The following is a 26,167-nucleotide window of genomic DNA, read 5'->3' as shown; positions in this document are numbered from 1 at the left end:
TAAGCAAATGAACAAGGTCGGTCTGGTCGGTTGGCGCGGCATGGTGGGTTCGGTGCTGATGCAACGGATGGTGGAAGAAGGCGATTTCGAGCATATCGAGCCGCTCTATTTCTCCACCTCTGCGGTCGGTGGCAGGGCGCCGGCACTCGCCGGCAAGGAAGGCGGCACGTTGCAGGACGCGATGTCGATCGACGTGCTGAGAGAGATGGACATCATCATTACCTGTCAGGGTGGTGATTACACCAAGGACATCTTTCCCCGGCTGCGCGCAGCTGGCTGGCAAGGGCACTGGATCGACGCTGCCTCGACGCTGCGCATGAAAGACGATGCGGTGATCATCCTTGATCCGGTTAACCTCGAGGTCATCAAGGAGGCGTTGGCCAGCGGTGGCAAGAACTGGATTGGCGGCAACTGCACGGTCTCGCTGATGTTGATGGGTCTCGGTGGCCTGTTCCGGCACGATCTCGTCGAGTGGGTCAGCGCCATGACCTACCAGGCGGCTTCCGGTGCCGGCGCGCAGAACATGCGCGAACTGCTGTTGCAGATGGGTGCGCTGCATGACGCGGTCAAGGTCGAGCTAGCGGAACCGGCATCGGCAATTCTTGAAATCGACCGCAAGGTCGCCGAAACGATGCGCTCGCCAGGCTTCCCGACCACGAACTTCCGCAACACGCCCTTGGCCGGCAGCGTGATCCCGTGGATCGACGCGCCGGTCGAAGGTGGCCAGTCGAAAGAGGAGTGGAAAGGGGGTGCCGAGTGCAACAAGATACTCGGCCTCCCGGCGTTTCGTTCGCCGGGTAGCATTCCGGTAGATGGCCTGTGCGTCCGGGTCGGCGCGATGCGCTGCCACGCGCAGGGCCTGACCATCAAGCTCAAGCGCGATGTGCCACTCGATGAGGTCTCCGACATCATCGGGCAGGCCAACCCCTGGGTAAGAATCGTCGCCAATGAACGCGAGATCAGTGAGCGGGAGCTGACCCCCGCGGCGGTCACCGGGACGCTGACGGTTCCCGTCGGTCGTCTGCACAAGCTGGCGATGGGCCCGGAGTATCTCGGTGCCTTCACGGTAGGCGATCAGTTGTTGTGGGGGGCCGCCGAGCCTCTTCGTCGCATGCTGCGGATTCTGATCGACGGCTGATTGGAGAGAGGGAAACAGAGCCGGTCGGGACACCAGCTCCCGGCCTTCGGCAGGCGCTGGACTCAGAAGCAAGTTTAGCTTGCATGGCTAACTTCATGATGTTATTTTAATAATTCCGATTTCGACGCTTAGGGTGGCGCCGTGGCCAAGAAAATACGCCAAACAGAAAAAAATCTCCGACTCCGGACCTCCGTATTGGCGGTTGCGTCGTCTCTGCTACTCGCGGCTGTGCCTTTGGCCACCGAGGCCGCCGGCTTGGGCAAGATCACCGTCTTGTCGGCGCTTGGTCAACCTTTGCGCGCCGAGGTGGAAGTGTTCGCGACGCGCGAGGAAATCGCGGGGATGAAGGCGCAGCTGGCGTCTCCGGATGAGTTCAAGCAGGCCGGTGTCGATTACTCGTCTGTATTGGCCGGTATCAGTTTCGCCGTCGCCAAGCGCCCGAATGGCCAGGCGATCATCAAGTTGAGTTCGAACAGGCCAATCAACGATCCATTTGTCGACCTGCTGCTGGAGCTCAACTGGGCGACGGGTCGCCTGATTCGCGACTACACTTTTTTGCTGGACCCGCCCGAATTTGCCGCCCGGGCCGCCGCCTCAGCGGCGCCCGCAGTGGTCGCCAGGCCCGTGGCGCCAGTCCGGCCGGTCGGCGAAGACCGTGTAGCCGCAACCAAGCCGGCGAGGGTCGAGTACTACAAGGCGCGCGCCAAGGAACAGGCAGAGAAACCGGCCGAAAAAACTCCGGCCGCCGCGCCTGGCCGTCAGGTCAGGCGCGGCGAGACCTTGAGCCAGATCGCTCGTGAAACACGCCCCGAGGGGGTCTCGCTCGACCAGATGCTGGTCGGGTTGTTCCGGGCCAACGAGGATGCATTCGATCGCGGCAACATGAACCGCTTGCGTGCCGGCAAGATTCTGTCGATACCGGAAAAAGGTACCGTCGAGGCGATACCAAGAAACGAAGCCAGACAAGTCGTGGTGGCGCAGTCATCGGATTGGGGCGCCTATCGCCGCAAACTTGCTGCTGCCGCAACCGACTCTCCCGCGGGAGAGGATGCGGCAAAGCAACAAGCGGCCGGCAAGATCACGACCAGGGTCGAAGAGCCCGCGGGGCCTGCCGCCGAAGCGAAAGATCATCTCAAAGTATCGAAAAGCGAGCTTGCCCCCGGTAAGTCGGCGGCAATGTCCAAGCGCTCGGACGAGGACCTGATTGCCAAAGAGCAGGCGCTCAAAGAGGCCAACGAGCGTTTGGCGAGTCTGGAGAAGAGCGTTGCCGAGCTGCAGAGGCTGGTCGAACTGAAGAGCCAGAGCCTCGCCGAGTTGGAGAGGCAGGCTGCTACTGGTACTGCCCCTGCCGCCGCTGTCGCGGTACCCGCTGCCGTAGCAACCCCGGTGGGCGCAGCAAAGGCGGTGGACAAGCCGGCTGATCAGCCAGGCGGGGACAAGACGATGGGAACGGTCGCTCAGGTCGAGCAAAAGGCTGAAGACGCCAAGCCGGAGGTCAAGCCGGAACCACCCAAGCCGGTCGAGCCGCCGGCACCGAATAAGGTGGTGGTGCCACCACCTCCACCCGAAGAGTCGAGCTTCCTGACAGAGCTGTTTACCAGTACGCCCTTCCTGGCGGGTGGTGGCATTGCCGCGCTTCTCGCTGCATACTGGCTCGCCAAACGTCGTCGGCAGGGTGAAGGTTCGCTGGATGAGACCAGCACGCTGGCACCCCACAGCGAGAATCTGGTAGTCAACTCGGTGTTCCGTAACACCGGCGGACAGAGCGTCAATACCGCACATTCGGTGGCGCAGACTGATTTCAGTCAGGCCGGTCCGGGCAGCATCGATACCGATGAAGTTGATCCGGTTGCCGAAGCAGATGTCTACATGGCCTACGGGCGAGATGCCCAAGCCGAAGAAATTCTGCTTGAGGCCAAGCAGAAAGATCCGGGGCGCCATGCCATTCACCTGAAGCTGCTTGAGATTTACTTTAGTCGCAGGGATGTCAAGCCATTTGACGCACTGGCGACGGAGCTCTTCAACGCCACCGGCGGGGTCGGCGTGGAATGGGAAAAAACGGCGGCGATGGGTGTTCAGCTTGACTCCAGAAATGCGCTGTTTGGCCCGGCTGGGCAAGGCGAGCAGGGTGCTCCAATGACTGACGAGGCGGCGACGGCCACGATCGCCGCAGCCGGCGTGCCGGTTATCGCGCCAGAAATGCGGGTTGTCGAGCCAACCAGGTCGCCTGTTGACTTTTCCGAGCCGATGGAGCGGACGCTGATTGACCCTGCGGCTCGGTCACGGCAAGCGCGGGCGTCGGGTGGCGGGCACGAGGCTGACGAAACGGTAGATTTCGAGAAGACCGATCTTGCCGGGCGCAATCGTGATCGCGACGAGGACAGCCAGTCCGGCGCGCCGAACGACGGCGATGATCCGTTCCTTGAAGCTACCTTGTCTTTCCCGACGCCGGAGCAGGGGGGGGCCCTGGACTTCGATCTGGAGACCTCTTTGCCAAAGGGCTCGCTGCTGCCAGTCGCCGACGAGGATGAGAGCTCGGAGACATCTGAGAAGTCGCCCCTGGAGGTGGTCAGCCCACCGGAGGAGACCGTGCTCCTCGAGCTGCCGTCGCAGGCAACCACCTCGCAACTTGGCGCCGGCCTCGATTTCGAATTCGATCTGGGAGTGGCGGTGCCGGGTGAGCCAACCGAGTCGAGTGCGGAGAGCAGGACCAAGGCGCCTGCACCAGCTGACGACGACGAACCGGTCGATATCGGCTCAGCGGATGCCGAGGCGCTCGAGTTCGACGTCAAGCTGTCCGAGTCGGCCGTCCTCGGCCAGGCGATGCAGCAGCCCTCGGTCGACCTGTCGTCGATCAGCCTGGATCTGGACGATGTTGATGAGATCTCCCCAGCGCAGCCGGCTGCCGACGATACGCCGGAATTTTCCTTCGAAACCGAGCTGGAAGATACGCTGGTCAATCCGGATTTCTCGACGGCACAGACCGACAGCACGCTCGATCCGCACTTTGGCTCCGATGTGGATCTGGCCGCCGGGCCCGAGATCAGCTCAAGCGAAGAGGTGGCGACCAAGATTGACCTTGCCAAGGCCTATCAGGAAATGGGTGACCTGGAAGGCGCGCGCGAGCTCTTGCAGGAGGTTCTCAAGGACGGCGATGCGGCGCAGCAGGCAGCCGCACAGGCTATCCTTGCCGGGCTGCGCGAATAAAGTCCGTCGCGCCGGGCCAGGTAGCGTGCCGGCCGTAGCGCCTTCAGGGCTGTGGCCAATGGGCCTTTCGGCTCGAGAGTAGGGGCGCGGCAGTGCATCCAACCACCCACCTTGTCATCTGGCTGATGATGCTGGCCGCTAGCCAGACCCTTGTTGGCCTTCAGTTGGTGGCCGCTTTCCTCGTTCTGCAGTTGTTTGGCATCTCTTCGTTGCGCCGGTGCGGGCGGCTCGCCTGGGGCATGCGCTGGCTTTTCGTATCGCTGTTCGTCATTCTTGCATGGGGCGGTGTTGGCGAGCCTCTGTGGCGCGGCGCCTTGGCACCGACTGTCGCCGGGCTGACCGATGCTGCGACGCATCTTGGCCGGCTGCTGGTCGCCTTGATGGCCGTCGCTGTGCTTCTGGAATGTATGCCGGTGTCCGATCTGCTGACTGCCACGCATCGCCTGCTCGGGCCCCTGCGAGCATCTGGCATCGATCCCGAGCGGGGGGTCGTGCGTCTGATGCTGGTGCTGCGCTACGTCGAGGTGATGCCGCGCCCACGCGACTGGCGGATCCTGCTTGACGTGCCTGCGAGGAGCGTCGACGAGATGCTCGAAGTCGTCGATCGTCCGTTTTCTTGGGCCGACCCACTGGCTATCGGGATGGCCGCCGGCGTTGTGACGATCTTCTGTTTCTGGCAGGCTTGAGGTATGCGTATTGCTCTTGCGGTCGAGTACGACGGGACCGGCTTCCGTGGCTGGCAGAAGCAACCCGGTGGTGGCACCGTTCAGGACGCACTGCAAGACGCTTTGCTGCAGTTTGCCGGGGTGCCGGTCAGCGTCGTCTGTGCCGGACGTACCGACGCGGGTGTGCACGCGCTGGAGCAGGTGGTACACTTCGATACGGATCTTGATCGGCCGATGTTCGCCTGGGTGCGCGGGACCAACACCTTCCTGCCGCCGGCAGTTGCCGTTCGCTGGGCGCAAAGGGTTGCCGACGACTTCCATGCGCGCTACTCGGCGTTCGCCAGGAAATACCGCTATCTGCTCATCAACCGGGCTCACCGATCCGGCCTCTGGCATTCCCGGGCCGGTTGGTATTACCATCCTCTGGATCTCGCCGCGATGCAGGCAGCAGCAGAGCGCTTGCTTGGTGAGCAGGATTTTTCTGCTTTTCGGGCGGCGGAGTGTCAGGCCCGATCACCGGTGAAGATCATGCGCAAAGCCGATATTCGGCGTTCAGGCGAGTTGATTGTGTTCGATTTCGAAGCGTCTGCCTTTCTTCACCATATGGTGCGCAATCTGGTTGGCAGCCTGGTATATGTCGGGCAGGGAAAACATCCACCGCAATGGATCGCCGATCTACTGGCGGCTGGCGATCGCCAGTTGGCGGCACCGACCTTCGCCGCAGCGGGGCTTTATCTCTCCGCTGTCAGCTACCCGCCGCACTATGGATTGCCGTCTGGCGCAACGACTCCCTCCGTGCCGCAGGGCCCCGGTCTGTGAACCGCGAACCCGCAGGCCCGACGAGGCCGCGCATCAAGGTCTGCGGACTGACGCGCCTCGAGGATCTGGAGCACGCCGTGCAGTCTGGCGCGGACGCACTGGGTCTGGTTTTTTATCCGCCGAGTCCACGCTTTGTTGACCTGCAGACAGCGGCTCGACTGGCGCGCGCCGTGCCGCCCTTTGTCACCCTGGTCGGGCTCTTCGTCAATGCCGAGCCGGCAGTCGTGCGGGCGACGCTGGCGGCGGTGCCGATTCATCTGCTGCAATGGCACGGCGATGAAGACGAAGCCTATTGCCGGCAGTTCGATCGGCCTTACATCAAGGCGGCACGCGTCAGGCCGGGGATGGATTTGGTACAATACGCGGCTGCCTTTCCGTCGGCGCAGGCGATTCTTCTCGATGCCTACGTCGAGGGTTATGGGGGGGGGGGCAAGGTCTTTGACTGGTCGCTGGTGCCGCGCTCCCTGGGCAAGCCGTTGATCCTTTCGGGCGGGCTGGATGCCGACAACGTTGGCGAGGCGGTGCGCTGCGTGCGACCGGACGCAGTTGATGTTTCGTCAGGCGTCGAGGCGCGCAAAGGCATCAAGGATGCGGCAAAGGTCCGCGCCTTCGTGGCAGCGGTACAGGCGGCTGGATTGACGAGCGGCGATTGATGAAAGTGTTCAAGGGATTACTCATGCGCACGAAAACGGGTGGTCGGCTACGGACCTTCTGGCGGCGCCATCTGGCCAGACAACCCTGAGGCGGTGACATGCCTGTTTGATTCTACGCAAGCCTATTGTCGCAAGCCGCCGCAAGGAGATTGTTGATGGCCGTACCTGCTTACGATTTACCTGACGCCACAGGCCACTTCGGCCAGTATGGTGGTGTTTTCGTTGCGGAAACCCTGATCGCCGCACTGGACGAACTGAAGGAAGCCTACGCGATCGCGCAGCGTGATCCACAGTTCATCGCCGAGTTCGAGTATGAACTCAAACATTATGTGGGCCGGCCCAGCCCGGTCTATCACGCCAGACGCTGGTCGGAAAAGTTCGGTGGGGCGCAGATCTACCTGAAGCGCGAAGACCTGAACCACACCGGCGCGCACAAGATCAATAACTGTATCGGGCAGGCTCTGCTGGCCCGGCGGATGGGCAAGCCGCGCGTTATCGCCGAGACCGGTGCCGGTCAGCATGGGGTGGCCACGGCGACCGTGGCCGCGCGCTATGGTATGCAATGCGTGGTGTATATGGGTTCGGAGGATATGCAGCGGCAGGCGGCCAATGTCTACCGCATGAAACTGCTTGGTGCGACGGTGGTGCCGGTGACCAGCGGTTCAAGAACGCTGAAAGACGCCCTGAATGAAGCGATGCGCGATTGGGTGGCACAGGTTTCGGACACCTTCTATATCATCGGTACGGTGGCCGGCCCACATCCCTATCCGATGATGGTGCGTGATTTCCAGTCGGTCATCGGTCGCGAGTCGATCGCCCAGATGCAGGAGCAATGTGGCCGCCAACCCGACGCCGTGATTGCCTGCGTGGGCGGCGGCTCCAACGCCATGGGCATTTTTCATCCCTACATCCCGGTCGACAGCGTGCGTCTGATCGGCGTCGAGGCGGCAGGTGAGGGCGTGGCAACCGGGCGCCACGCCGCCTCATTGACGGCCGGTCGTCCCGGCGTCCTGCACGGGAACCGGACCTATCTGCTGCAGGACGAGAACGGCCAGATCATGGAGACCCACTCGATCTCGGCTGGTCTCGATTATCCTGGCGTTGGCCCCGAGCATGCCTGGCTCAAGGATAGTGGCCGGGCGGAGTACGTCAGCGTCAGCGATGCCGAAGCGCTGCAGGCTTTCCACGACCTGTGTCGCCTTGAAGGCATCATCCCGGCGCTCGAATCGAGCCATGCTTTGGCCTACGCGATCCAGCTGGCACCGACCTTGCCGAAGGACAGTATCCTGCTGGTCAACCTTTCCGGCCGCGGTGACAAAGACATGCACACCGTTGCCGACAAATCGGGCATCACCTTCTGACCATGTCGAAAATCAAGGCAGTATTCGAGCGCCTGCAGGCGCAAGGGCGCAAAGCCCTGATTCCGTTCATCACCGCGGGCGACCCCGACCCGGCTCTGACCGTTCCTTTGCTGCATACCCTGGTCCTCGCCGGGGCGGATATTCTTGAGCTTGGTGTGCCGTTTTCCGATCCGATGGCCGACGGGCCCACTATCCAGCGGGCGTCCGAGCGAGCACTGGCCAAGGGCGTGAGCCTGCGACAGGTGCTCGAAATGGTTGCCAATTTTCGCGCTGATGACAACGAAACACCGGTGGTGCTGATGGGCTATGCCAATCCGATCGAGGCGATGGGCATCGAAGCCTTTGCTGCAGCTTCCTTCGATGCCGGTGTGGACGGTGTCCTGGTGGTCGACTATCCACCCGAGGAGGCGGTCGAGTTCGCACGGATCTTGCACCGCCATGCACTCGATCCGATCTTCCTCCTGGCGCCCACTTCCAGTGAGGCGAGGATCGCACAGGTCGGCGCGCTGGCCAGCGGCTACATCTATTACGTCTCGCTGAAAGGGGTGACTGGATCGGCTGCGCTGGACGTCGCTGCGGTGGCCGCACGCATCCCCGAGATCCGCGCACGCACCGGCGTGCCGGTCGGTGTCGGCTTCGGCATTCGCGATGCGAGCACCGCCGCTGCGGTAGCCGTCGTCGCCGACGCGGTGGTGGTGGGCAGTCGAATCATTGAAGAAATCGAGCAATCGTCGCCCGACGAGGCCTGTGAGAATGTCCGTACCCTGGTCGCCGAACTTCGCCGGGGAATAGATGCCGCAACGAAAGTAGCGCGAGGAACGTCATGAGCTGGTTGAGCAAGCTGTTGCCGCCGAAAATCAAGCGAAACGCCAACGGCCTGGCGCGCAAGTCGGCATTGCCCGAAGGCTTGTGGAGCAAGTGCCCGACCTGTGAGGCGGTGCTCTACGCTACCGATCTGGCTGCCAACTGCAATGTCTGCCCCAAGTGTGCCCATCACTTGCGCATCGGCGCGCGGGCGCGGGTCGATCTGCTGCTCGACGTCGAGGGGCGTGGCGAGATCGGTGGTGAGGTGCTGCCGGTCGATTCGCTGGCCTTCAAGGACAGTCGCCGCTATCCCGACCGTCTGCAGGAGGCCACCGAGTCCACCGGTGAGACCGAGGCGCTGGTGGTCGTGCAGGGTGCGATCAAGACCCTGCCGGTGGTCCTTGCCGTCTTCGAGTTCAACTTTATGGGTGGCTCGATGGGGTCGGTGCTGGGCGAGCGCTTCGTGCGTGGCGTGCGGGCCGCAGTCGAGCAACGGGTACCTTTCATCTGTGTCACCGCATCCGGCGGTGCACGAATGCAGGAAGGCCTCTTCTCGCTGATGCAGATGGCCAAGGCGACGGCGGTCCTGACACTCCTTTCCGAGGCGCGGCAGCCGTTCATCTCGATCCTCAGCGACCCGACGATGGGCGGCGTATCGGCCTCGTTCGCCTTCATCGGCGATGTCGTCATTGCGGAGCCGGGGGCATTGATCGGCTTTGCTGGCCCCCGCGTCATTGAACAGACCGTTCGCGAAACGCTGCCGGAGGGTTTTCAGCGTTCAGAGTTCCTGCTCGAGAAGGGCGCGATCGACATGATTGTCGATCGCCGCCAAATGAAGGATCGGGTTGCCAGCCTGCTGGCCCTGTTGCAGAGGCGGCCTGCGCTGCAGTGAGGAATCGTGCGTGAGCGGTGATCCGGGCGGCACCCTGCTGGCGCTAGCAGAGGCCGTCGCACCCGTCTCGCTCGAATCCTGGCTGGCGCACCTCGAAAGCCTCCACCCCAGCGGACAGGCCGGAATCGAGCTGGGGCTGGAGCGCGTCGTCCGCGTCAAGAACGCCCTGGGGCAGCAGCAACGCTGCCCGCTGATTACCGTCGGCGGCACCAATGGCAAGGGGTCGACCTGTGCCTATCTGGACGCCATCTACACCTTCGGCGGCTATCGCGTCGGGTGCTATACCTCGCCGCACCTGCTCGAGTACAACGAAAGGGTGCGCATTGACGGCCTGCCCGTGGGCGACGTCGCACTTTGCCAGGCCTTCGCTCGGGTCGAGGCGGCGAGAAAGGCTGCCGGTGACGTCGCGCTCACCTATTTCGAGTTCGGCACGCTGGCCGCGTTCGAGGTCTTCAGCGCCCACCAGGTCGAGGTGATGATTCTCGAGGTCGGCCTGGGCGGCCGGCTGGATGCAGTCAATGCCTACGATCCGGATTGCGCCGTGGTGACCAGTATCGCGCTGGATCACACCGACTGGCTGGGACCCACCCGCGCCTCGATCGGCTTCGAAAAAGCCGGCATTTTTCGTGCCGGTCAAGCGGCGCTCTGCGCGGATCCCGATCCTCCCGCCACTCTGATCGAGCATGCGCAGGCCATTGGTGTCGACCTGCACCTGCTGGGCCGTGATTTCGGTTATTTCGGCGACAGCCTGCAATGGACTTTCTGGGGCCGTGGCGGGTTGCGGCGCGGCGGCCTTGCCAACCCCGCTTTGCGCGGCCGATGCCAGCTGGCCAATGCCAGTGCTGCGCTCGCCGCCGTCGAGTTGCTCAGGCCGCGTTTGACGGTTTCGATGCACGCGGTGCGGCGCGGGCTGATCGAACTTGATCTGCCGGGCCGCTTTCAGGTGCTTCCGGGTCGGCCGACGATCATTCTCGATGTGGCCCACAACCCGCAGGCAGTGGCTGAGCTTGCCGACAACCTTGGCGGCATGGGCTTCTTCACCAGGACGATCGCTGTCGTTGGCATGCTGGCTGACAAGGACATTGCCGGGTCCCTGGCACCGCTGGCGGGCAAAATCGACATTTGGCTGCTGGCCGATCTCGGGGTGCCGCGAGGTGCGTCGGCTGAGGTCCTGGCCGGCGTGGTGTCCGGCGCCGGTTTCGGTGGCACTGTCGAGTGTCTGCCGTCAGCGGCGCAAGCCTTCGCGCGCGCTGTCAAGCTGGCCGGGGAAAATGATAGAATCGCAGTCTTTGGATCGTTCTACACGGTAGCTGCCGTCATGCGCAACATCAACAACGGTCGCTGACCGAAGCGACGCGAGTGGATTACACGATACCGATGACTGAAACATCCGATCCTCAACTGCACCTCAAGAAGAAAGCGCGTCGCCGGCTGGTCGGAGCGGTGGCCATTGCCGGATTCGCGGCCGTGATCCTGCCGATGGTCATGGACGAAGAGCCCAAGCCGGTGGCGCAGGACGTCCAGATTCGAATTCCCGGGCAGGAGCAACTGCAGTTTGACCCGAAGGAACTGGCGGCCAGGTCATCTTCTCCTCCTGTCGCAGTGGCGGCAGGCGAGGAGCACGATGGCGTGGCGTCTGCCGACGCGCTACCCAGGGAAGCTGTGAAGCCAGCGAAAGACAAGCCGCCGGCGACGCCGGCTGTCGCCAGGGCGCCGGAAAAAACCGCCGAAAAAACCGCCGAAAAGAATACGGCCAAGCCCGCCGACAAGCCGCCGGTAAAGAAAGCCGTAAGTCCTCCAGCAGTTGTCGGCAAGACCGTTGAAGCCCCGCCGGCCGCGCCCAATGGGCAGTACGTGATTCTGATCGGCGCTTTTGCCAATCCTGCCAACGTCAAGAAGCTGCTGGCCAGCATCGGCAAGATCGGGGTTCCTACCTATACCGAAATCCTCAATGCGCCGGACGGCAAGCGAACGCGCGTGCGTGCCGGCCCTTTCCCGAATCGCGACGCGGCCGATAAGGCTCTCGACAAACTGAAACGAATTGGTGTGGGTGGAGTCGTCGCTGGGCGGCCATGACGGTCTTTGACTACGTGGTGCTGTTCGTCGTCGCGGTTTCCCTGGTGCTCGGCATGTGGCGTGGCGTGGTCGGCGAGATCATCGCCCTGGTGGCGTGGGTGCTGGCGTTCTTCGCAGCCAGTTGGTGGGGTGCGCTGGTCGCCCAGGGCTTGACGTCGATTGGCGATCCGGTCCTGCGCCTGGTCGCCGGCTGGGTGACAATATTCGTCGCCGTGCTGGTGGTGATGGCGCTGCTTCGTCTGGCGGTTCGCGGCCTGCTCAAGGCCCTGGGCATGACTTTGACCGATCGTCTGCTGGGGACCCTGTTCGGCGTTGCCCGTGGTCTGGTCATCGTCCTGGTCCTCGTTGCCGTTGGCGGCATGACGTCGCTGCCGAAAGAGAAGTGGTGGAGTGAGGCGTATTTTTCTGCCCCGCTCGAAACAGCGGTGTTGGCCAGCAAGCCGTGGTTACCATCGGAAGTAACTAAACGGATCAGGTTCGGGTAGGGAAAGACTATGTGCGGGATTCTCGGGGTTGTCGCAACGACAGCGGTAAACCAGTTGCTTTACGATGGGCTGATGGTCCTGCAGCATCGGGGTCAGGATGCCGCGGGTATTGCCACCGTCGAGGACGACGCGTTCCACATGCACAAAGCGTCGGGACTGGTGCGCGACGTTTTTCGCACGCGCAACATGCGCGCCCTGCCGGGCAACATGGGCATCGCTCACTGTCGCTACCCGACCGCGGGTTCGGCGTTCGACTCCGCGCTGTCACAGCCGTTCTACGTCAACTCGCCGTTCGGTATCGTTCTTGGGCACAACGGCAACCTGACCAACACCGAGGAACTCAAGGAAGAGATGTTCCGCCAGGACCTGCGGCACATCAACACCCACTCCGATTCGGAGGTGCTGCTCAATGCCCTGGCGCATGAGCTGCAGGCCACGGCCAAGGGATGCCGGCTGGACCTGGACACGATCTTTGGCGCGGTGGCCGCCGTTCATCGTCGCTGCAGCGGGGCCTACGCGGTGGTGGCGATGATCGCGGGTTACGGCATGCTCGCCTTCCGCGATCCGTTCGGCATCCGCCCATTGATCTTCGGTATCAACGAGACCCCCGAAGGTCCCGAGTACATGTTCGCTTCCGAGTCGGTGGCGCTTGACACCCTCGGGTTCCAGGTGCTGCGTGATGTCGATCCTGGCGAGGCGATCTTTATCGACCTCGATCACCGCATGCACCAGCGGCAGTGTGCGCGAAGCTCGACGCTTGCCCCCTGCATTTTCGAGTTCGTCTATCTGGCCCGGCCGGATTCGGTGATTGATGGCGTGTCCGTCTACGAAGCGCGCCTGCACATGGGCGAGCACCTGGCCGACAAACTGCTCACCCGCATTCCCGTCGGGGAAATCGACGTGGTCATACCGATTCCCGATTCGAGTCGTCCTTCAGCGATGCAGCTGGCACAGCGCATCGGCGTTCCTTATCGTGAAGGTTTCGTCAAGAACCGCTACATCGGCCGCACCTTCATCATGCCGGGGCACGCGACGCGCCGGCGTTCGGTGCGCCAGAAACTGAACACCGTGGCGCAGGAATTCAAGGGCAAGCGCGTTCTGCTGGTCGACGATTCCATCGTGCGCGGTACCACCAGCCGCGAGATCGTGGAAATGGCGCGGGCTGCCGGCGCGCTGAAGGTCTACTTTGCTTCGGCTTCGCCGCCGGTGCGCTACCCCAATGTTTATGGAATCGACATGCCGACCCGCAGCGAGCTGATTGCGACCGGTCGCACCGACGAGGAAATCGCTCTTGAAATTGGCGCCGATGCGCTGGTCTATCAGGATCTGGAGGCGCTGAAAGCTTCGATCCGCGAGTTGAAGCCGTCACTTTGCTGTTTTGACACCTCATGTTTCGACGGCTCCTATGTCACTGGCGACGTCAGCCCGGAGTACCTGAGCGCCATCGAACTGGCTCGCGAGGGCCATGGCCAGGCGGCGTCAGCCAAGGAAGAGCGCTGGATGTCGCGGCAGTTGCACCTGAACCTGATGTCAGTAGGGTGAGGCCGATGGAGTCCAAGCGCAACTATTCCCTCGAGACGCTGGCGGTACGCGCGGGCCAGGAGCGCAGCCAGTTCAACGAGCACAGCGAGGCGCTGTACCTGACCTCGAGTTTCATCTTCAAGAACGCCGCGCAGGCCGCCGCGCGCTTTTCCGGCGCAGAGGAAGGCAACGTCTACTCGCGCTTCACCAATCCCACCGTGTCGGCCTTTGAACAGCGTCTGGCTGCACTGGAAGGTGCCGAAGCGTGCGTGGCGACTGCCTCCGGGATGTCGGCGATTCTCTCGCTGGTGATGGCGCTATGCAGCAGCGGCGACCACATCGTTTCTTCGTCTGGCCTTTTTGGCGCGACGCAGCAGTTGCTCGGCACCCTCATGCCGCGCTTCGGCATCCAGACCAGCTTCGTCGCCCAGACCGATGTCGCCGCCTGGCAAGCCGCCATGCGGCCGGAAACGAAACTGTTTTTTCTGGAAACGCCGTCGAACCCGCTGACCGCCATCGCCGACATCGCCGCGCTGGTCGACATCGCGCATCGTCGCGGGGTGCTGGTGGTGGTCGATAACTGCTTCTGTACGCCGGTTCTGCAGCGACCACTCGATCTCGGTGCGGACCTGGTGCTGCATTCGGCCACCAAGTACCTGGATGGTCAGGGCAGGGTGCTCGGTGGTGCCGTCGCCGGGCCAAAAAGGCTGACCGACGAAGTGTTCAGGTTCTTGCGTACCGCCGGGCCGACGCTCTCCGCCTTCAACGCCTGGGTTTTGCTGAAAGGCCTGGAAACGCTGCAGATTCGTCTCGAAGCGCAGTCGGCCAAGGCACTGCAACTGGCGCAGTGGCTGGAGCAGCATCCGAGCGTGACGCGCGTCTACTATCCCGGACTAGCTTCGCATCCCCAGTTTGATCTCGCGCGCCGGCAGCAGAAAAGCGGCGGCGCGATCGTCTCCTTTACCGTCAAGGGAGCGCGGCAAGAAGCGTGGAAAGTGGTGGACAGCTGTCGTCTGCTGTCGATCACCGCGAATCTGGGTGATACCAAGACGACGCTGACGCACCCGGCGTCGACCACGCACGGCCGGATCACGCCCGAGCAGCGGGCGGCGGCTGGCGTCAGCGAAGATCTGTTGCGTATCGCGGTCGGTCTCGAAGCCGTCGTCGATCTGCAGAACGACCTCGAAACGGGCCTGTCTTCGATCTAGCGGCCGCTACCGGTACGTTCCCGGCGCTTTGGCCGGGCCAGGTCTTCACGCTCGCCGGCGGCTTTCATGAGCGACTCTTTGGCGTCCTGCGGCATCATCAGATAGGTCATCAGGCTGGAGCCGATGCAGACCAGCCAGAAGAGTAAAAATCCGGTCGAATAGGTCGCCGTTGCCGACCATTCCACACGTTGGCCGAAAAGATACAACTGCTCGGGATCGATCATCGTGAAGAAGATCGTCTCGGCGATCCCGGCCGCAATGAATGCCGGCCACATCACCCATATCACGTATTTCATGCTTTACCCCTGTTCGTGTTCCTCTTGGTGCGGTCAAGCATCACGGCCGACCTGCGGCAAATGAACAAGCGGCCGAAGAGGTCTGATCGAAGGAGCCGACAGCCTTGCCGGCCGCTCGGGTCGCTTGATCGCCGCTGCAGCGACTTTGCGCGGCCGATCAAGCAGCAGACCGAACTCACGCGCACAAGGCAGGAAATGTGGCACAGACGGCGCTCCGGTTCAAGCACTAAACAAGCGGCGTAGGTCTGGCCGAGCTTGCGGCGCGGATGGCTCTGGCGCATGGCACCCGCCGCCGAGCCGCTTGTCGCGGGTTTTTCCGATACGCTGGCCGGGTAAAGCGGTGGCGCTTCGAGCCCGGGTCCTCCCTCTCGCGGTGCGCCATCAATGCGGCACGTTCCTCCTTTTTGCCAGTCGAGCAATATTTGCGGCGGTCGCGGCGATCCCGTTTATCATGATTCATGCGTCGCTGGCGCGGCCGGACACCGGTGGTCGTCACCATTGAACGCCGCGGGGAGCCTCCTGCCGAGGGACAATCATATGCCCGTTTACTACGACATCATCCACACCACCTGTTACCGCTATGCCTCCCCGGTGACTTTCGGCGAGCACCGGGTGATGTTCCGCCCGCGCGACAGTCACGACCAGCGGGTGTTGGCCACCGACCTGCAGGTCAGCCCCGAAGCGGTGGTGCGGATGATCCAGGATCCGCACTCCAACTCGGTTGCCCTGGTGACGCCACTGGGTGCTGCCAGCGAACTGAAGATCGTCTGTTCGTTCACCATCGAACACGCCGAGGGCCTGTACCCGGAACTGCAGCTGTCCCCCAGCGCATTGATCTTTCCCTTTGCCTATTCCGTGGAAGAGCGTTTCGATCTCGAGCATTACATGCGCCCGCACCACGACGACCCGGATGGCGTGCTGACGCACTGGGCACGCCAGTTCATGCGCACCGACGGACCGACCGGCACGCGCGACCTGCTGCTGAACATGAACCAGTTCATTCGCGATCACTTCGGCTACGCACAGCGGGAAGAGGAAGGAACGCAGACGCCGCTGCAGACCCTGCAGTGCGGGACCGGTAGCTGTCGTGACTTCGCCCTGCTGATGATGGAGGCGGTGAGGCGCCTCGGCGTCGCCACGCGCTTCGTGTCGGGCTACCTCTACGACCAGGCGCTCGATGGCGGTAGCGACGGCGGCACCTTCGGCGCCGGCGCGACGCATGCCTGGCTGCAGGTTTACCTGCCGGGTGCCGGCTGGGTCACCTTCGACCCCACCAACAACCTGCTCGGCGGCAACTGCCTGATCCGCGTCGGCGTCGCGCGCCACCCCAGCCAGGCCTCGCCGATCTCGGGCAACTGGTTTGGCGCAGGCAATGCCTACCTCGGGATGACGGCCACGGTACAGGTGCGACGGGTCATGCCGAATGCTTGATCGGGTGGCGGGTCGGTCGAGCACGGGCGATCTGTCGCCAGGCGCCAGCGCGGATCTTCCCGACCCGGCTCAACCGCGCGGATCTTTCGCCAGGCGCAAGCCCGAGAACTGCCAGCGGGCGGCTGGTGGAAAGAAATTGCGGTAGGTCGGCCGGCTGTGGCCGGCGGGTGTCGCGCGGCTGCTTCCACGCAGTACCAGTTGGCCGACCATGAACTTGCCGTTGTATTCGCTGACAGCGCCGTTCAGTGGCCGGAAGCCGGGGTAGGGGTCGTAGGACGAGCGCGTCCATTGCCACAGTTCGCCCGTCATCTGCGTCATTCCCGGCACACCATACGCCGCCTCCCATTCGAATTCGGTGGGCAAGCGGGCGCCGGCCCACTCGGCGTAGGCGGTGGCTTCGTAGAAGCTCAGTTGCGCCACCGGGGCGGCAACGTCCAGCGGCTGCACACCGTGCAGCCCGAAGATCTGCCAGCGGCCGGACGGTGCACGTGGGTCGCCGGGGGGCAGCCAGTACGCGGGAGCGCTCCAGCCCTGAGCCTGCACCGTGGCCCAGCCGTCGGACAGCCACAGCTCGGGTCGTCGATAGCCGTCATCGGCGATGAAGGCAGCATAGTCGCCGCAATTCACCAGGCGGTCGGCGATCTGGAACGGTGGCAAGAGCACCTCATGACGAGGCCTTTCGTTGTCGAAGGCAAAGCCCTTGCCGCCATGACCTACCGGCGCCACGCCGCCGGGCATGGCCAGCCAGCGCAGTGTCGGCGTCGCGGTGCCCGGAGGCACCCGTGGCGGGTCGGTAGGTTGGTAAGCCGGGAGTAGCGGGTTGCACGACAGCGCATGCAGGATGTCGGTGAGAAGCAGTTCCTGGTGCTGCTGCTCGTGCTGCAGCCCCAGGGCGACCAGCGGCGCGGCCAGTTCCCAGGCAGTGAAATCGGCTTCGGCTATGAAGGTCCACATGGCGGCGTCGACGTGCTGGCGATAGAGATGCACTTCATCCAGCGACGGCCGGGTCAGCAGGCCGCGTTGTGGCCGCGGGTGGCGTGGGCCGAGCGACTCGTAGTAGGAATTAAACAGCAGTGAAAAGCGCGGGTCGAAAGGCGCGTAGCCGCCAGCATGAGGCTGCAGCACGACAGCCTCGAAGAACCAACTGCTGTGTGCCAGGTGCCACTTGGTCGGGCTGGCGTCGGGCATCGACTGCACGCACTGGTCTTCGGCCGACAATGGCGCAGCGAGCGCCAGGCTGTGGGCGCGCACTTCGTCGTAGTGCTGCGCGACTTGCTCGCGGTGGGAGCGGTCAATAAATGAGAGTTCTTCGCGGGGCAAACCTATCGTGGGCATTTCGTTAGTCTCCCAAGGGTGTTTGCAGCACGCCGTTCGCGTCGCGGAACAGGCCTGTGCACATGGGTCGTGATCGCTTCCGGGTCATTACAGCATAGAAGCGAAATCACCGCCGGGCGAGGGCCCCGACCAAACCGCTCTTCGGCTCGCCGCTCATTGCGGCCGATCCAGGCTCGTTGTTGCCGCCGCGTCCGCCAGCAGCAGAGCCGACTCCTGCCGCACCCGGCCGGCCGGAATGGCGCGGTCGCCATCGATCAGGCGCGTCAACATGGCCATTTTTTCGGTGCCGGTCACCAGCCAGAGGATGCGGCGGGCCCGGTCGATCGCTGGATAGGTGAGGGTCATTCGGCGCCGGCCCTGGTAGATGCCCGACAGCGCGACATCGGCGGTGGCGACGAGCACGGGATCGCCGGGCAGCAGCGAGGCCGTGTGACCATCGGCCCCGAGTCCCAGGTGGACGAGGTCGAGCACCGGCGGCGAACCGGCAACCTCGCGCAAGGTGTCGATGTAGTTCTTTGCCGCCGCGTCGAGATCGGTCGCTTCCACCGGCATCGCGTGCACCTGCCCCGGTGGCAGCGGCACGTGCGCGAGGAGGTTTTCTTCGATGTGGGTGAGGTTGCGTTGCGCATCGCCGTTGGCTGCGACGCGTTCGTCGACCTGCATCAGGTGCACGTCCGGCCACGGCAGGGGCAGTTTCGCCAGTTCTCGCAGCATCGCCCAGGGGGTGCTGCCGCCGCTGACGGCGATGACGAAACGGCCGCGTGCGGCCACTGCGGCTGTGGCCTCGGCGGCGATGACCGCGGCGGCACGGCGGGCGACCGCGTCCGCATCGGCCAGCACTTCGAGTTTCATGACGGTTCCGTGACTGCCGGATTCTGCCAACCACCTGGCGGCGACAGCTTGCGGTTGGCCTGTTTCGGGCCCCAGCTGCCCGGCTGATATTCGAACAGCGGCGTTTCCGCCTTCAGCACCGGATCGACGATACGCCACGCCTCTTCCACATAATCCTGGCGCGCGAACAAGGTCCGATCGCCGGCCAGGGCGTCACCGAGTACGCGCTCGTAGGCGTCCATTTCCTCGCTGCCGGGCCGATGGCTGGCCAGCAGCTCGGTGTGCTGGCCGGTCATCCGGTCCTCCGCATCCATCACCGTGGCGCCGATGGCGATCGTCATGTCCGGGCTGATGCGAAAGCGGAGATGGTTGGCGACGCCCGCGCATCCGGGGAAGATCTTCGGCGCCCGATGCAGGCGGACGACCACCTCGGTGCACGTCACCGGCAGCAACTTGCCGGCCCGGATGTAGAACGGCACTCCGGCCCAGCGCCATGAATCGATCTCCAGTCGCAAGGCGGCGAAGGTCTCCTGTTGCGAATCCGGCGGCACGTCGGGTTCCTGGCGGTAGCCGGCAAACTGACCGCGCACCAGGTTCTTGGTCTCGATCGGCGGGATCGACTTCAGCACCTTCACCTTCTCGTCACGCATCGACTCGGCGTCGGCCCGCGCTGGCGGTTCCATCGCCAGATTGGCCAGCACCTGGAACAGGTGGTTCTGGATGACGTCGCGAATCGTCCCGACCTGATCGTAGAAGGCGCCACGGCCCTGCACGCCGAAACTCTCGGCCATCGTGATCTGCACGCTCTTGACGAACTTGTGGTTCCAGAAGGGTTCGAGGAAGGCGTTGGCGAAACGGAAGAAAACCATGTTGTGCACCGGCCGCTTGCCGAGATAGTGGTCGATGCGGAAGATGTGCTCCTCGTCGAAGGTGGCCAGCAGGACCTGGTTGAGATCGCGTGCCGAGACGAGATCGCGTCCGAAGGGTTTCTCGACCACCATGCGAGCGCCGTTGCTGCAGCCGGAACTGGCCAGTTGCTCGACGACCGAAGCGAACAGCGAGGGCGGAATGGCGAGGTAATGGGCGGGTCGTTTCGCCGCGCCGAGTTCCTGGCGCAGGGCGGCGAAGGTGGCCGGATTGCCGTAGTCGCCACGCACGTAGCGCAGCCGTGCGCTCAGGCGCTTGAAGGTCGCGGCATCGAATCGACCGTGCGTTTCGATGCTTTCCCGCACTCGCGCCTTGAGTTGGTCGAGGGACAGAGCGCCGCGCGCGACGCAGATCACCGGCACATCGAGGTTGCCGCGCTTGAGCAGGGCGTGCAGCGACGGAAAGATCTTCTTGTAGGCCAGGTCGCCGGTGGCGCCGAAAAGCACCAGGGCATCGGAGTGTATTTCGCTCATCGTGCTTCCCCTCTTTCGGGCTTATTTGGTGTCGGGTTTTTCGTGGTGGCCACCGAACTCGTAGCGCATCGCGGAGAGCAGCTTGTCCTGGAACTCGGCTTCGCCGCGCGAGCTGAAGCGCTCGTAGAGGGCGGTGGTGAGCACCGGCACAGGAACGCCCTCGTCGATCGCCGCCTTGATCGTCCAGCGGCCCTCGCCCGAGTCGGAAACGCGTCCGGCGAATCCCGTCAGCGAGGGGTCCTTGATCAAGGCATTCGCCGTCAGATCCAGCAGCCACGATGAAATCACGCTACCGCGCCGCCAGAGTTCAGCGATGTCGGGCAGCTTGAGGTCGTACTGGAAGTGTTCGGGGTCGCGTAGCGGTGTCGTTTCGGCGTCCGTCGCGTGCGTCTGCTTGCCGACGTTGGCGGCGCGCAGGACGTTGAAGCCCTCGGCGTAGGCGGCCATGATGCCGTACTCGATGCCGTTGTGCACCATCTTGACGAAGTGGCCGGCGCCGTTCGGCCCGCAGTGCAGGTAGCCCTGTTCCGCGGTGCCGGTGGCATTTTCGCGCCCCGGCGTGCGCGCGATCTCGCCGATCCCCGGCGCCAGCCGGGCAAAGATCGGATCGAGATGTTGCACGATGTCGACCTCGCCGCCGATCATCATGCAATAGCCGCGTTCCAGGCCCCAGACGCCACCGCTGGTGCCGACGTCGACGTAGTGGATGCCCTTCGCCGCCAGTTCTTTGGCGCGGCGGATGTCGTCGACGTAATACGAGTTGCCGCCGTCGATCACCATGTCGCCCGGCTCGAGCTGCGGCAGCAGCTCGGCGATGGTCTGGTCGACGACGGCGGCAGGCACCATCAGCCACAACGCGCGCGGCCGGGTGAGCTGCCGCGCGAGATCGGCCAGCGACGTCGCGCCGACTGCCTGTTCGCGCACCAGTTCGTCAACCGCCGCCGGTGCCATGTCGAAGACCACGCAGTCGTGGCCGCCCGCGATGAGCCGGCGCACCATATTGGCGCCCATCCGGCCGAGTCCGATCATTCCGAGTTGCATCCTGGTTTCCTTTCTTCTGTGGCGAGAGCGAAACTTGCGAATTCCCTGCTGACAGCGGAAGCTCACGTCAGGTTCGCTGGCAGCGTAACATGCAGCGCTTGCCATGCCCGCGTTGGTGACCGGCGATAACGGCTGTTTCGACCGGCGGCTTTACAGCGCTCCGGCCGGACGCGTAGTATCCAACGGCCGCAGCCTGTCGGCATGTCATCCCATTTACCGACACTTGTGGAAGATTCAGCGAACCATGCCCGAGCCTAGCTGGACGTGCCCTGCCTGCCACCGCACCAATCCCGTCGACACCGCCGTGTGCCGCGCGTGTGGCGCCCCCGCGGTCCCCGCGGCGACTGCGCCGGGGCCCGGCGATCCATTGCCTGCCGCTAGCCGTGACTTGTCTGTTGCGGCCGATTGCTCGCCAGCCGGGCAGGTGAGCGGCCACAGGGGTCAGCCAGACGAGACCTTTTTCGCCTCCCGCGAAAGCCAGTTGGCCAAGGCAAGGATCTACGTCTTCGGCGGCCTTGCCGCGGGTTTTGCCATGGTCATCGTGAAACAAGGCGGGTTTTCGTCTGATCTGCTCGTTACGCTGCCGATACTGCTCCTCTTCGCGCTTCCCGTCGGGCTCCATTTCCGTAACCAACTCAGGTTTGGCCAGGTCCTGGTCACACTCACCGATGAGGCGATCGAGGCACCAAATCTCGCCGCGAGGGAAAAGACACTCCGGTGGGCCGACGTTGACACCATCGCTCTCGATCTCAAGCAGGTCACCCCGGTTCTCGCATTCCACCTCAAGGAGGTTGACGGGTTTCGCAGCAGCAGGAAGTCGTGGGCGGGGATCAATCCATCGAAGCCCACCCTGGGATTGTCCGCTTTCTCGCCAGCCGATCAGGAACGCCTTCTCGACGCGGTAAGACGTCGACACCGTTTGGCGATCGGCGCCATCGATAGTGAGCCGGGGGCGACGGGCAACGAACTGCGGGAGAAGCGGGAGTTTCAGGAGCGAATCAGGGCGCTTCAGCCCTACACCTGGGCGACGCATGCGCTGATCGGCGCCAACATCCTGATCTGGCTGGCGACGCTGTTCTATGGCGCCGAGGTCGCGCGAACGCCGGCAGAGACGCTCCTCCTTTGGGGCGGCAACGCTGCCTCCGAGGTACAAAAGGGAGAATGGTGGCGGCTGCTGAGCGCCATCTTCCTCCATGGCAGTCTGGTCCACCTGGCGATGAACATGCTCGGCCTGTACACCGCCGGCATGACCGTCGAGCGGATCTATGGTCCACGGCTCTTGCTGATCATCTATCTTGGTTCGGGGTTGCTCGGCAGCGCATTAAGTCTGCATTTCGCCGCACAGCAGGCGGTATCGGTCGGTGCTTCGGGGGCGGTGTTCGGCGTCGCCGGAGCGCTGCTGGTGGCTGTATTGCAGCATCGCGACAAGCTGCCGAGATCCTTCAGCAAGCAGACGCAGGCCGGGATCGGTTTCTTTGTTCTCTATTCACTCGTGCAGGGCTTCGGGCACAACGGCATCGACAACGCGGCGCACGTGGGGGGCCTGCTGGCCGGCTGTCTGGCTGCTTTCATCCTGCCCAAGCGCTTCGACCTGGATTACTACCGAAGCGTGTTCGCCAGCCGAGCCGTTACCGCGCTGGCCATTCTGGGTCTGGCGACGGTGGGTCTTGCGGCAATGGCTCCGTTGGCGACAGTCGATGTTGGTCGTATCGTTGCCAGCTCACAGTCGCAGTTGTTGGAGCGTGCCGTTATCCGTTTTGATACCGGCTTGAAGGCGATCGCTCACGACCAGGACGAAGTCAAGGCGGGCAGGCTTTCGGAGCAGGAAGCGGACGAACGCAGCCGCTCCGTTCATGCGCCGATTTTCCGGAGCATTACCGAAGATTTCTCGCAAGCGGTCCTCCGTCCCGGCGATCCGCGCGCGCCGCTGATCCAGGACATGCGGCGCATGTCCGAACTACTCACCGAGTCGCTGGCGATGGCGTCGGTTTTCGACAAAAACTCCGGAAAGCTGGAACCGGCGGACCCGGCGCGCATGGCAGAGATCGAAAGCGAACTGGTGGCGGTCGGTGAGCGGGTGACGAAGGCGACCCAGGGGGTCGAGCCGAAGAAATGAGGCGACGTCCGCCAACGGGCGCGTGATCGGGCGCGTGATCGGGGGCGAGAGGCGGTACTCTCCTTGGCAGCGGCGAGTGCCCGGTGCCGCTTGCGGTAAACAGAGTCGTGCTGGTTGACGGCCGCGCGGCCAGCTGGCCTGAGCTTTTCATGGAGGTGTTCGATGGAGATACGACAACTGGGCCGCGATGGCCCGCGGGTATCGGCTCTTGGCCTGGGTTGCATGGGCATGAGCGACTTCTATGGACAGCGGAACGACGAGGAGTCGATCGCCACCATCCACCAGGCGCTGGATCTCGGCATCAACTTCCTCGACACCTCGGACATCTACGGCCCGCATACCAACGAGGAACTCGTCGGGCGGGCGATCAAGGGCCGGCGTAGCGAAGTCTTCCTGGCCACCAAGTTTGGTATTCTGCGCGATCCGGAGGATAGCTCGGTGGGCGGTTTCGATAGCCGTCCGGAATACGTGCGAAGGGCCATCGAAGGCAGCCTCCGACGCCTGGGAGTGACGACCATCGACCTCTACTACCAGCACCGGGTAGATCCGAAAGTGCCGATCGAGGACACGGTTGGCGCGCTCGCCGAGCTGGTTCAGGCCGGCAAGATTCGCTATATCGGCTTGTCCGAAGCGTCCGCCGCGACGCTGGAGCGCGCATGCCGGGTGCACCCGATTACCGCGCTGCAGAGCGAATATTCCCTGTGGTCGCGCGACCCCGAGGCCAACGTCCTCGCCGCTTGCCGGCGCCTGGGCGTCGGTTTCGTACCGTTCAGTCCGCTCGGGAGAGGCTTCCTCACCGGTGCGATCATGCGCCCCGAGGATTTCGCCGCCGACGACTCTCGCCGCTCGAACCCGCGTTTCCAGGCCGAGAACTTCGCCAGGAACCTCACGCTGGTCGACCACGTGAAAGCCCTGGCCGCCGAGATCGGCTGCACGCCCGCGCAGCTCGCGCTGGCCTGGGTGCTGGCGCAGGGCGATGACATCGTGCCGATCCCGGGTACCAAGCGGCGCATGTATCTCGACGAGAACGTCGGCGCGCTCGCGCTGCGGCTCACAGCCGCGCAGCTGGCCGCTCTGGACGCCGCCTTCCCCTTCAACGTGGCGGCAGGCGATCGCTACCCGCCCGGCTTGATGCAGGCGGTGAATCGCTGAGCCGCAAACTACCGCCAGCGGCCCGGTACGAAGCACCTGGCGCGATCGCTTGTCGAGGCACAGGGCGTCGAGCGCGCGGCGGCGCAACTGCCGGCCTGTTGGCGGCCGACACCGCTGGTTTCGAACATCAGCACTGCGCCGCCAAGCAGGGGCAGGGTCGAAGGTCGGGTCTCGCTTTTGTGCAACGGCTTGGGGATGTCGCGGGCAATAGGAAAGGCTTGACCCCGCCGGTGCGAAAGGAAAGACTTGACTCCGTCGGTGCGCTCTTCGAAAGCCTCGCGCACACGGATCGAAGAAGCAACCCTCGGCTGGCCGCTCCACAACCGCTGTTCGTCGCTGGCGACCGGATGGCCTTCTGGCGCAGGATACTGATACCGACAGGGCGCTACCAGGACAAGTGGCCCTGTCCAGTGGAGAACGTGGATGAGTGATTACCATGGCGCCCGGCGCCGTAGTCGTGGCAAGGCCCAGGCGGGCTCGGCGCGCTGGTTCAGGCGCCATCGCTGGCTGGTCGTTGGCGGTTGGCTGGCCGTTCTGGTGGGCGCCGGCTGGCTGCTCCTCATCCGTTCGGAACGCCTACCAGTGGCATCGAGCACTGCGGCGCTGACTGCGCGTTCGGCCGCCGCCGCTGACGGCGAGACGATGGCGGAGGTCAATTTGCCGGCCGACGATGCGGAACACAACAAGCGCACTGAATGGTGGTATTACAGCGGCCATCTTCAGACCGCCAGCGGCGAGCACTATTCGTTCCATCTGGCAGCGTTCCTGCGACGTGGAGCCCTGACGCATACGGTATTCCACGGCTCGCTCCTCGACCATCAGACCGAAAAACGCTACACCGAGCAGGCGCGGACCGCGGGCAACCCCTCCGATGGCCGTCAGGATGGCTTCAACTTCCGCTTTGCCGACTGGCAGCTGCAGGGAACAGGCGAAAAACACCTGGCGAAGATGGCCGGCAAAGGCTTCGCTCTCGATCTGCAACTCGACGACCCACACGCGCCGTTACTGCACCAGGCACCCGGAACGCCGATTGCCGGTTTGCTCGACTTCGCCGCCGCCGGCAAGAGTTACTACACCTCGCGCCCGCGCATGAGTGCACGCGGCACACTGAGCATCGACGGCAAGCAGCAGGCGGTAAGCGGCGAAGTGTGGTTCGATCACCAGTGGGGTGACTTCGAAGCAGCGGACCTGCGCTGGAACTGGTTTGCCCTGCAGCTGACAGACGGCGCCGACATCATGCTCTTCGAGCTCTTTGACCGCCAGGGTGGCGGCCCGGTACTGCGCATGGGTACCTACGCGCGCGATGGCACGATCAGCGCATTGGGTGATGCAGACTTCAAGGCCAAGGCCGACGGTAGCTGGAAGAGCCCTTTCTCGAGGGTCGCCTATCCGCTCGACTGGACGATCAACATCCCGTCGAAGGGAGTGAAAGTGCAGGTAGAGCCGGTGCTTCGCGCCAGCGAATTCGACGCGCTGACGACCACACTGAACGTCTACTGGGAGGGGGCGATCAAGGTCGGCGGCTCGCACAAGGGTGTCGGCTTCATGGAATTGAGCGGCTACCAGCCGGCAAGGCGGCCGCAGGAGAACAGCGGACCAAAGCGTTAGAGCGGTAATCGCGCTGCGCCGTAGCGCCTGTGGTTGGGCGCTGCGCTGGTCCGGCAGCGCAGGATGTTTTTGCCAATGGTTGTGATGGGGGGCCGAGTGATTCCGATTCTCAAATCACTCCGACCCCG

Annotated in this window: 22 protein-coding genes; 17 read left to right on the top strand and 5 right to left on the bottom strand. The window is 63.8% G+C overall.

The features are described 5' to 3' along the window. Positions 1 to 7: 7 nt before the first annotated feature. The 13 genes from asd (at position 8) to RUW20_RS12820 (ending at position 14,829) form a co-directional block, all read left to right on the top strand. A complete protein-coding gene (gene asd / locus RUW20_RS12880) occupies positions 8 to 1,138 on the top strand; it encodes an aspartate-semialdehyde dehydrogenase (protein ID WP_313952634.1) in 1,131 nt (376 codons plus the stop codon). 234 nt (positions 1,139 to 1,372) lie between these two features. Then, a complete protein-coding gene (locus RUW20_RS12875) occupies positions 1,373 to 4,345 on the top strand; it encodes a FimV/HubP family polar landmark protein (protein ID WP_313952633.1) in 2,973 nt (990 codons plus the stop codon). A gap of 92 nt (positions 4,346 to 4,437) precedes the next feature. Beyond that, on the top strand, positions 4,438 to 5,031 hold the full coding sequence (locus tag RUW20_RS12870) for a CbiQ family ECF transporter T component (RefSeq protein WP_313952632.1): 594 nt from the start codon (positions 4,438 to 4,440) through the stop codon (positions 5,029 to 5,031). 3 nt (positions 5,032 to 5,034) lie between these two features. After that, entirely contained in the window at positions 5,035 to 5,829 is a 795-nt protein-coding gene (truA, locus tag RUW20_RS12865; protein ID WP_313952631.1) for a tRNA pseudouridine(38-40) synthase TruA, read from the top strand. Further along, on the top strand, positions 5,826 to 6,482 hold the full coding sequence (locus RUW20_RS12860; protein WP_313952630.1) for a phosphoribosylanthranilate isomerase: 657 nt from the start codon (positions 5,826 to 5,828) through the stop codon (positions 6,480 to 6,482). Before truA ends, RUW20_RS12860 begins: the two co-directional genes overlap by 4 nt. A 155-nt stretch (positions 6,483 to 6,637) precedes the next feature. Continuing rightward, on the top strand, positions 6,638 to 7,843 hold the full coding sequence (gene trpB / locus RUW20_RS12855; RefSeq protein ID WP_313952629.1) for a tryptophan synthase subunit beta: 1,206 nt from the start codon (positions 6,638 to 6,640) through the stop codon (positions 7,841 to 7,843). Positions 7,844 to 7,845: 2 nt separating this feature from the next. Then, a complete protein-coding gene (trpA, locus tag RUW20_RS12850; protein ID WP_313952628.1) occupies positions 7,846 to 8,670 on the top strand; it encodes a tryptophan synthase subunit alpha in 825 nt (274 codons plus the stop codon). Then, entirely contained in the window at positions 8,667 to 9,539 is an 873-nt protein-coding gene (gene accD / locus RUW20_RS12845; RefSeq protein ID WP_313952627.1) for an acetyl-CoA carboxylase, carboxyltransferase subunit beta, read from the top strand. The genes trpA and accD overlap by 4 nt, the downstream gene beginning before the upstream one ends. 10 nt (positions 9,540 to 9,549) lie before the next feature. Then, positions 9,550 to 10,884 (top strand): bifunctional tetrahydrofolate synthase/dihydrofolate synthase, encoded by a 1,335-nt coding sequence (folC, locus tag RUW20_RS12840; RefSeq protein ID WP_313952626.1) that lies wholly within the window; start codon positions 9,550 to 9,552, stop codon positions 10,882 to 10,884. 32 nt (positions 10,885 to 10,916) lie between these two features. Further along, entirely contained in the window at positions 10,917 to 11,615 is a 699-nt protein-coding gene (locus RUW20_RS12835) for an SPOR domain-containing protein (RefSeq protein ID WP_313952625.1), read from the top strand. Continuing rightward, positions 11,612 to 12,100, top strand: a complete 489-nt coding sequence (locus tag RUW20_RS12830; RefSeq protein WP_313952624.1) for a CvpA family protein — start codon at positions 11,612 to 11,614, stop codon at positions 12,098 to 12,100. Before RUW20_RS12835 ends, RUW20_RS12830 begins: the two co-directional genes overlap by 4 nt. A 9-nt stretch (positions 12,101 to 12,109) precedes the next feature. Then, positions 12,110 to 13,642, top strand: a complete 1,533-nt coding sequence (gene purF, locus RUW20_RS12825) for an amidophosphoribosyltransferase (RefSeq protein ID WP_313952623.1) — start codon at positions 12,110 to 12,112, stop codon at positions 13,640 to 13,642. Positions 13,643 to 13,647: 5 nt separating this feature from the next. Further along, the gene (locus RUW20_RS12820) at positions 13,648 to 14,829 is read left to right on the top strand and encodes an O-succinylhomoserine sulfhydrylase (protein ID WP_313952622.1); all 1,182 of its coding nucleotides are present in this window, start codon (positions 13,648 to 13,650) and stop codon (positions 14,827 to 14,829) included. Here the strand turns inward: RUW20_RS12820 and RUW20_RS12815 are convergent. After that, positions 14,826 to 15,107, bottom strand: a complete 282-nt coding sequence (locus RUW20_RS12815) for a hypothetical protein (RefSeq protein WP_313952621.1) — start codon at positions 15,105 to 15,107, stop codon at positions 14,826 to 14,828. The two genes, RUW20_RS12820 and RUW20_RS12815, sit on opposite strands and share 4 nt — an antisense overlap. A 555-nt stretch (positions 15,108 to 15,662) precedes the next feature. Here RUW20_RS12815 and RUW20_RS12810 point away from each other — a divergent pair. Next, positions 15,663 to 16,556 (top strand): transglutaminase family protein, encoded by an 894-nt coding sequence (locus RUW20_RS12810; RefSeq protein ID WP_313952620.1) that lies wholly within the window; start codon positions 15,663 to 15,665, stop codon positions 16,554 to 16,556. A 69-nt stretch (positions 16,557 to 16,625) separates the two neighbouring features. On the opposite strand, the gene egtB is transcribed toward RUW20_RS12810, so the two are convergent. From egtB to gnd, 4 genes are all read right to left on the bottom strand, one after another. Beyond that, positions 16,626 to 17,891 (bottom strand): ergothioneine biosynthesis protein EgtB, encoded by a 1,266-nt coding sequence (gene egtB / locus RUW20_RS12805; RefSeq protein WP_313952619.1) that lies wholly within the window; start codon positions 17,889 to 17,891, stop codon positions 16,626 to 16,628. Positions 17,892 to 18,044: 153 nt separating this feature from the next. Next, positions 18,045 to 18,743: a 6-phosphogluconolactonase gene (gene pgl, locus RUW20_RS12800; RefSeq protein WP_313952618.1), complete on the bottom strand. Its 699-nt coding sequence runs from the start codon at positions 18,741 to 18,743 to the stop codon at positions 18,045 to 18,047. Next, positions 18,740 to 20,122, bottom strand: a complete 1,383-nt coding sequence (gene zwf / locus RUW20_RS12795; protein WP_313952617.1) for a glucose-6-phosphate dehydrogenase — start codon at positions 20,120 to 20,122, stop codon at positions 18,740 to 18,742. Before zwf ends, pgl begins: the two co-directional genes overlap by 4 nt. 21 nt (positions 20,123 to 20,143) lie before the next feature. Beyond that, positions 20,144 to 21,163 (bottom strand): phosphogluconate dehydrogenase (NAD(+)-dependent, decarboxylating), encoded by a 1,020-nt coding sequence (gnd, locus tag RUW20_RS12790; protein WP_313952616.1) that lies wholly within the window; start codon positions 21,161 to 21,163, stop codon positions 20,144 to 20,146. Positions 21,164 to 21,644: 481 nt separating this feature from the next. Between gnd and RUW20_RS12785 the strand changes: the two genes are divergently transcribed. The 3 genes from RUW20_RS12785 to RUW20_RS12775 all read left to right on the top strand — a co-directional run bounded on the left by RUW20_RS12785 (position 21,645) and on the right by RUW20_RS12775 (position 26,039). Further along, complete coding sequence (locus tag RUW20_RS12785) at positions 21,645 to 23,279, top strand: rhomboid family intramembrane serine protease (RefSeq protein ID WP_313952615.1); 1,635 nt, start codon at positions 21,645 to 21,647, stop codon at positions 23,277 to 23,279. A gap of 162 nt (positions 23,280 to 23,441) precedes the next feature. Continuing rightward, positions 23,442 to 24,431, top strand: coding sequence for an aldo/keto reductase (locus RUW20_RS12780; RefSeq protein ID WP_313952614.1), 990 nt, complete (start codon positions 23,442 to 23,444; stop codon positions 24,429 to 24,431). A gap of 423 nt (positions 24,432 to 24,854) precedes the next feature. After that, a complete protein-coding gene (locus RUW20_RS12775; RefSeq protein ID WP_313952613.1) occupies positions 24,855 to 26,039 on the top strand; it encodes a lipocalin family protein in 1,185 nt (394 codons plus the stop codon). The last annotated feature ends 128 nt before the right edge of the window (positions 26,040 to 26,167 follow it).

The sequence above is a fragment of the Accumulibacter sp. genome, from assembly GCF_032229525.1.
In the GTDB taxonomy this organism is placed as follows: Bacteria; Pseudomonadota; Gammaproteobacteria; order Burkholderiales; family Rhodocyclaceae; genus Accumulibacter.
Note: the sequence above shows the minus strand (reverse complement) of the source record. Positions and strands in the feature narration are given on the sequence as shown.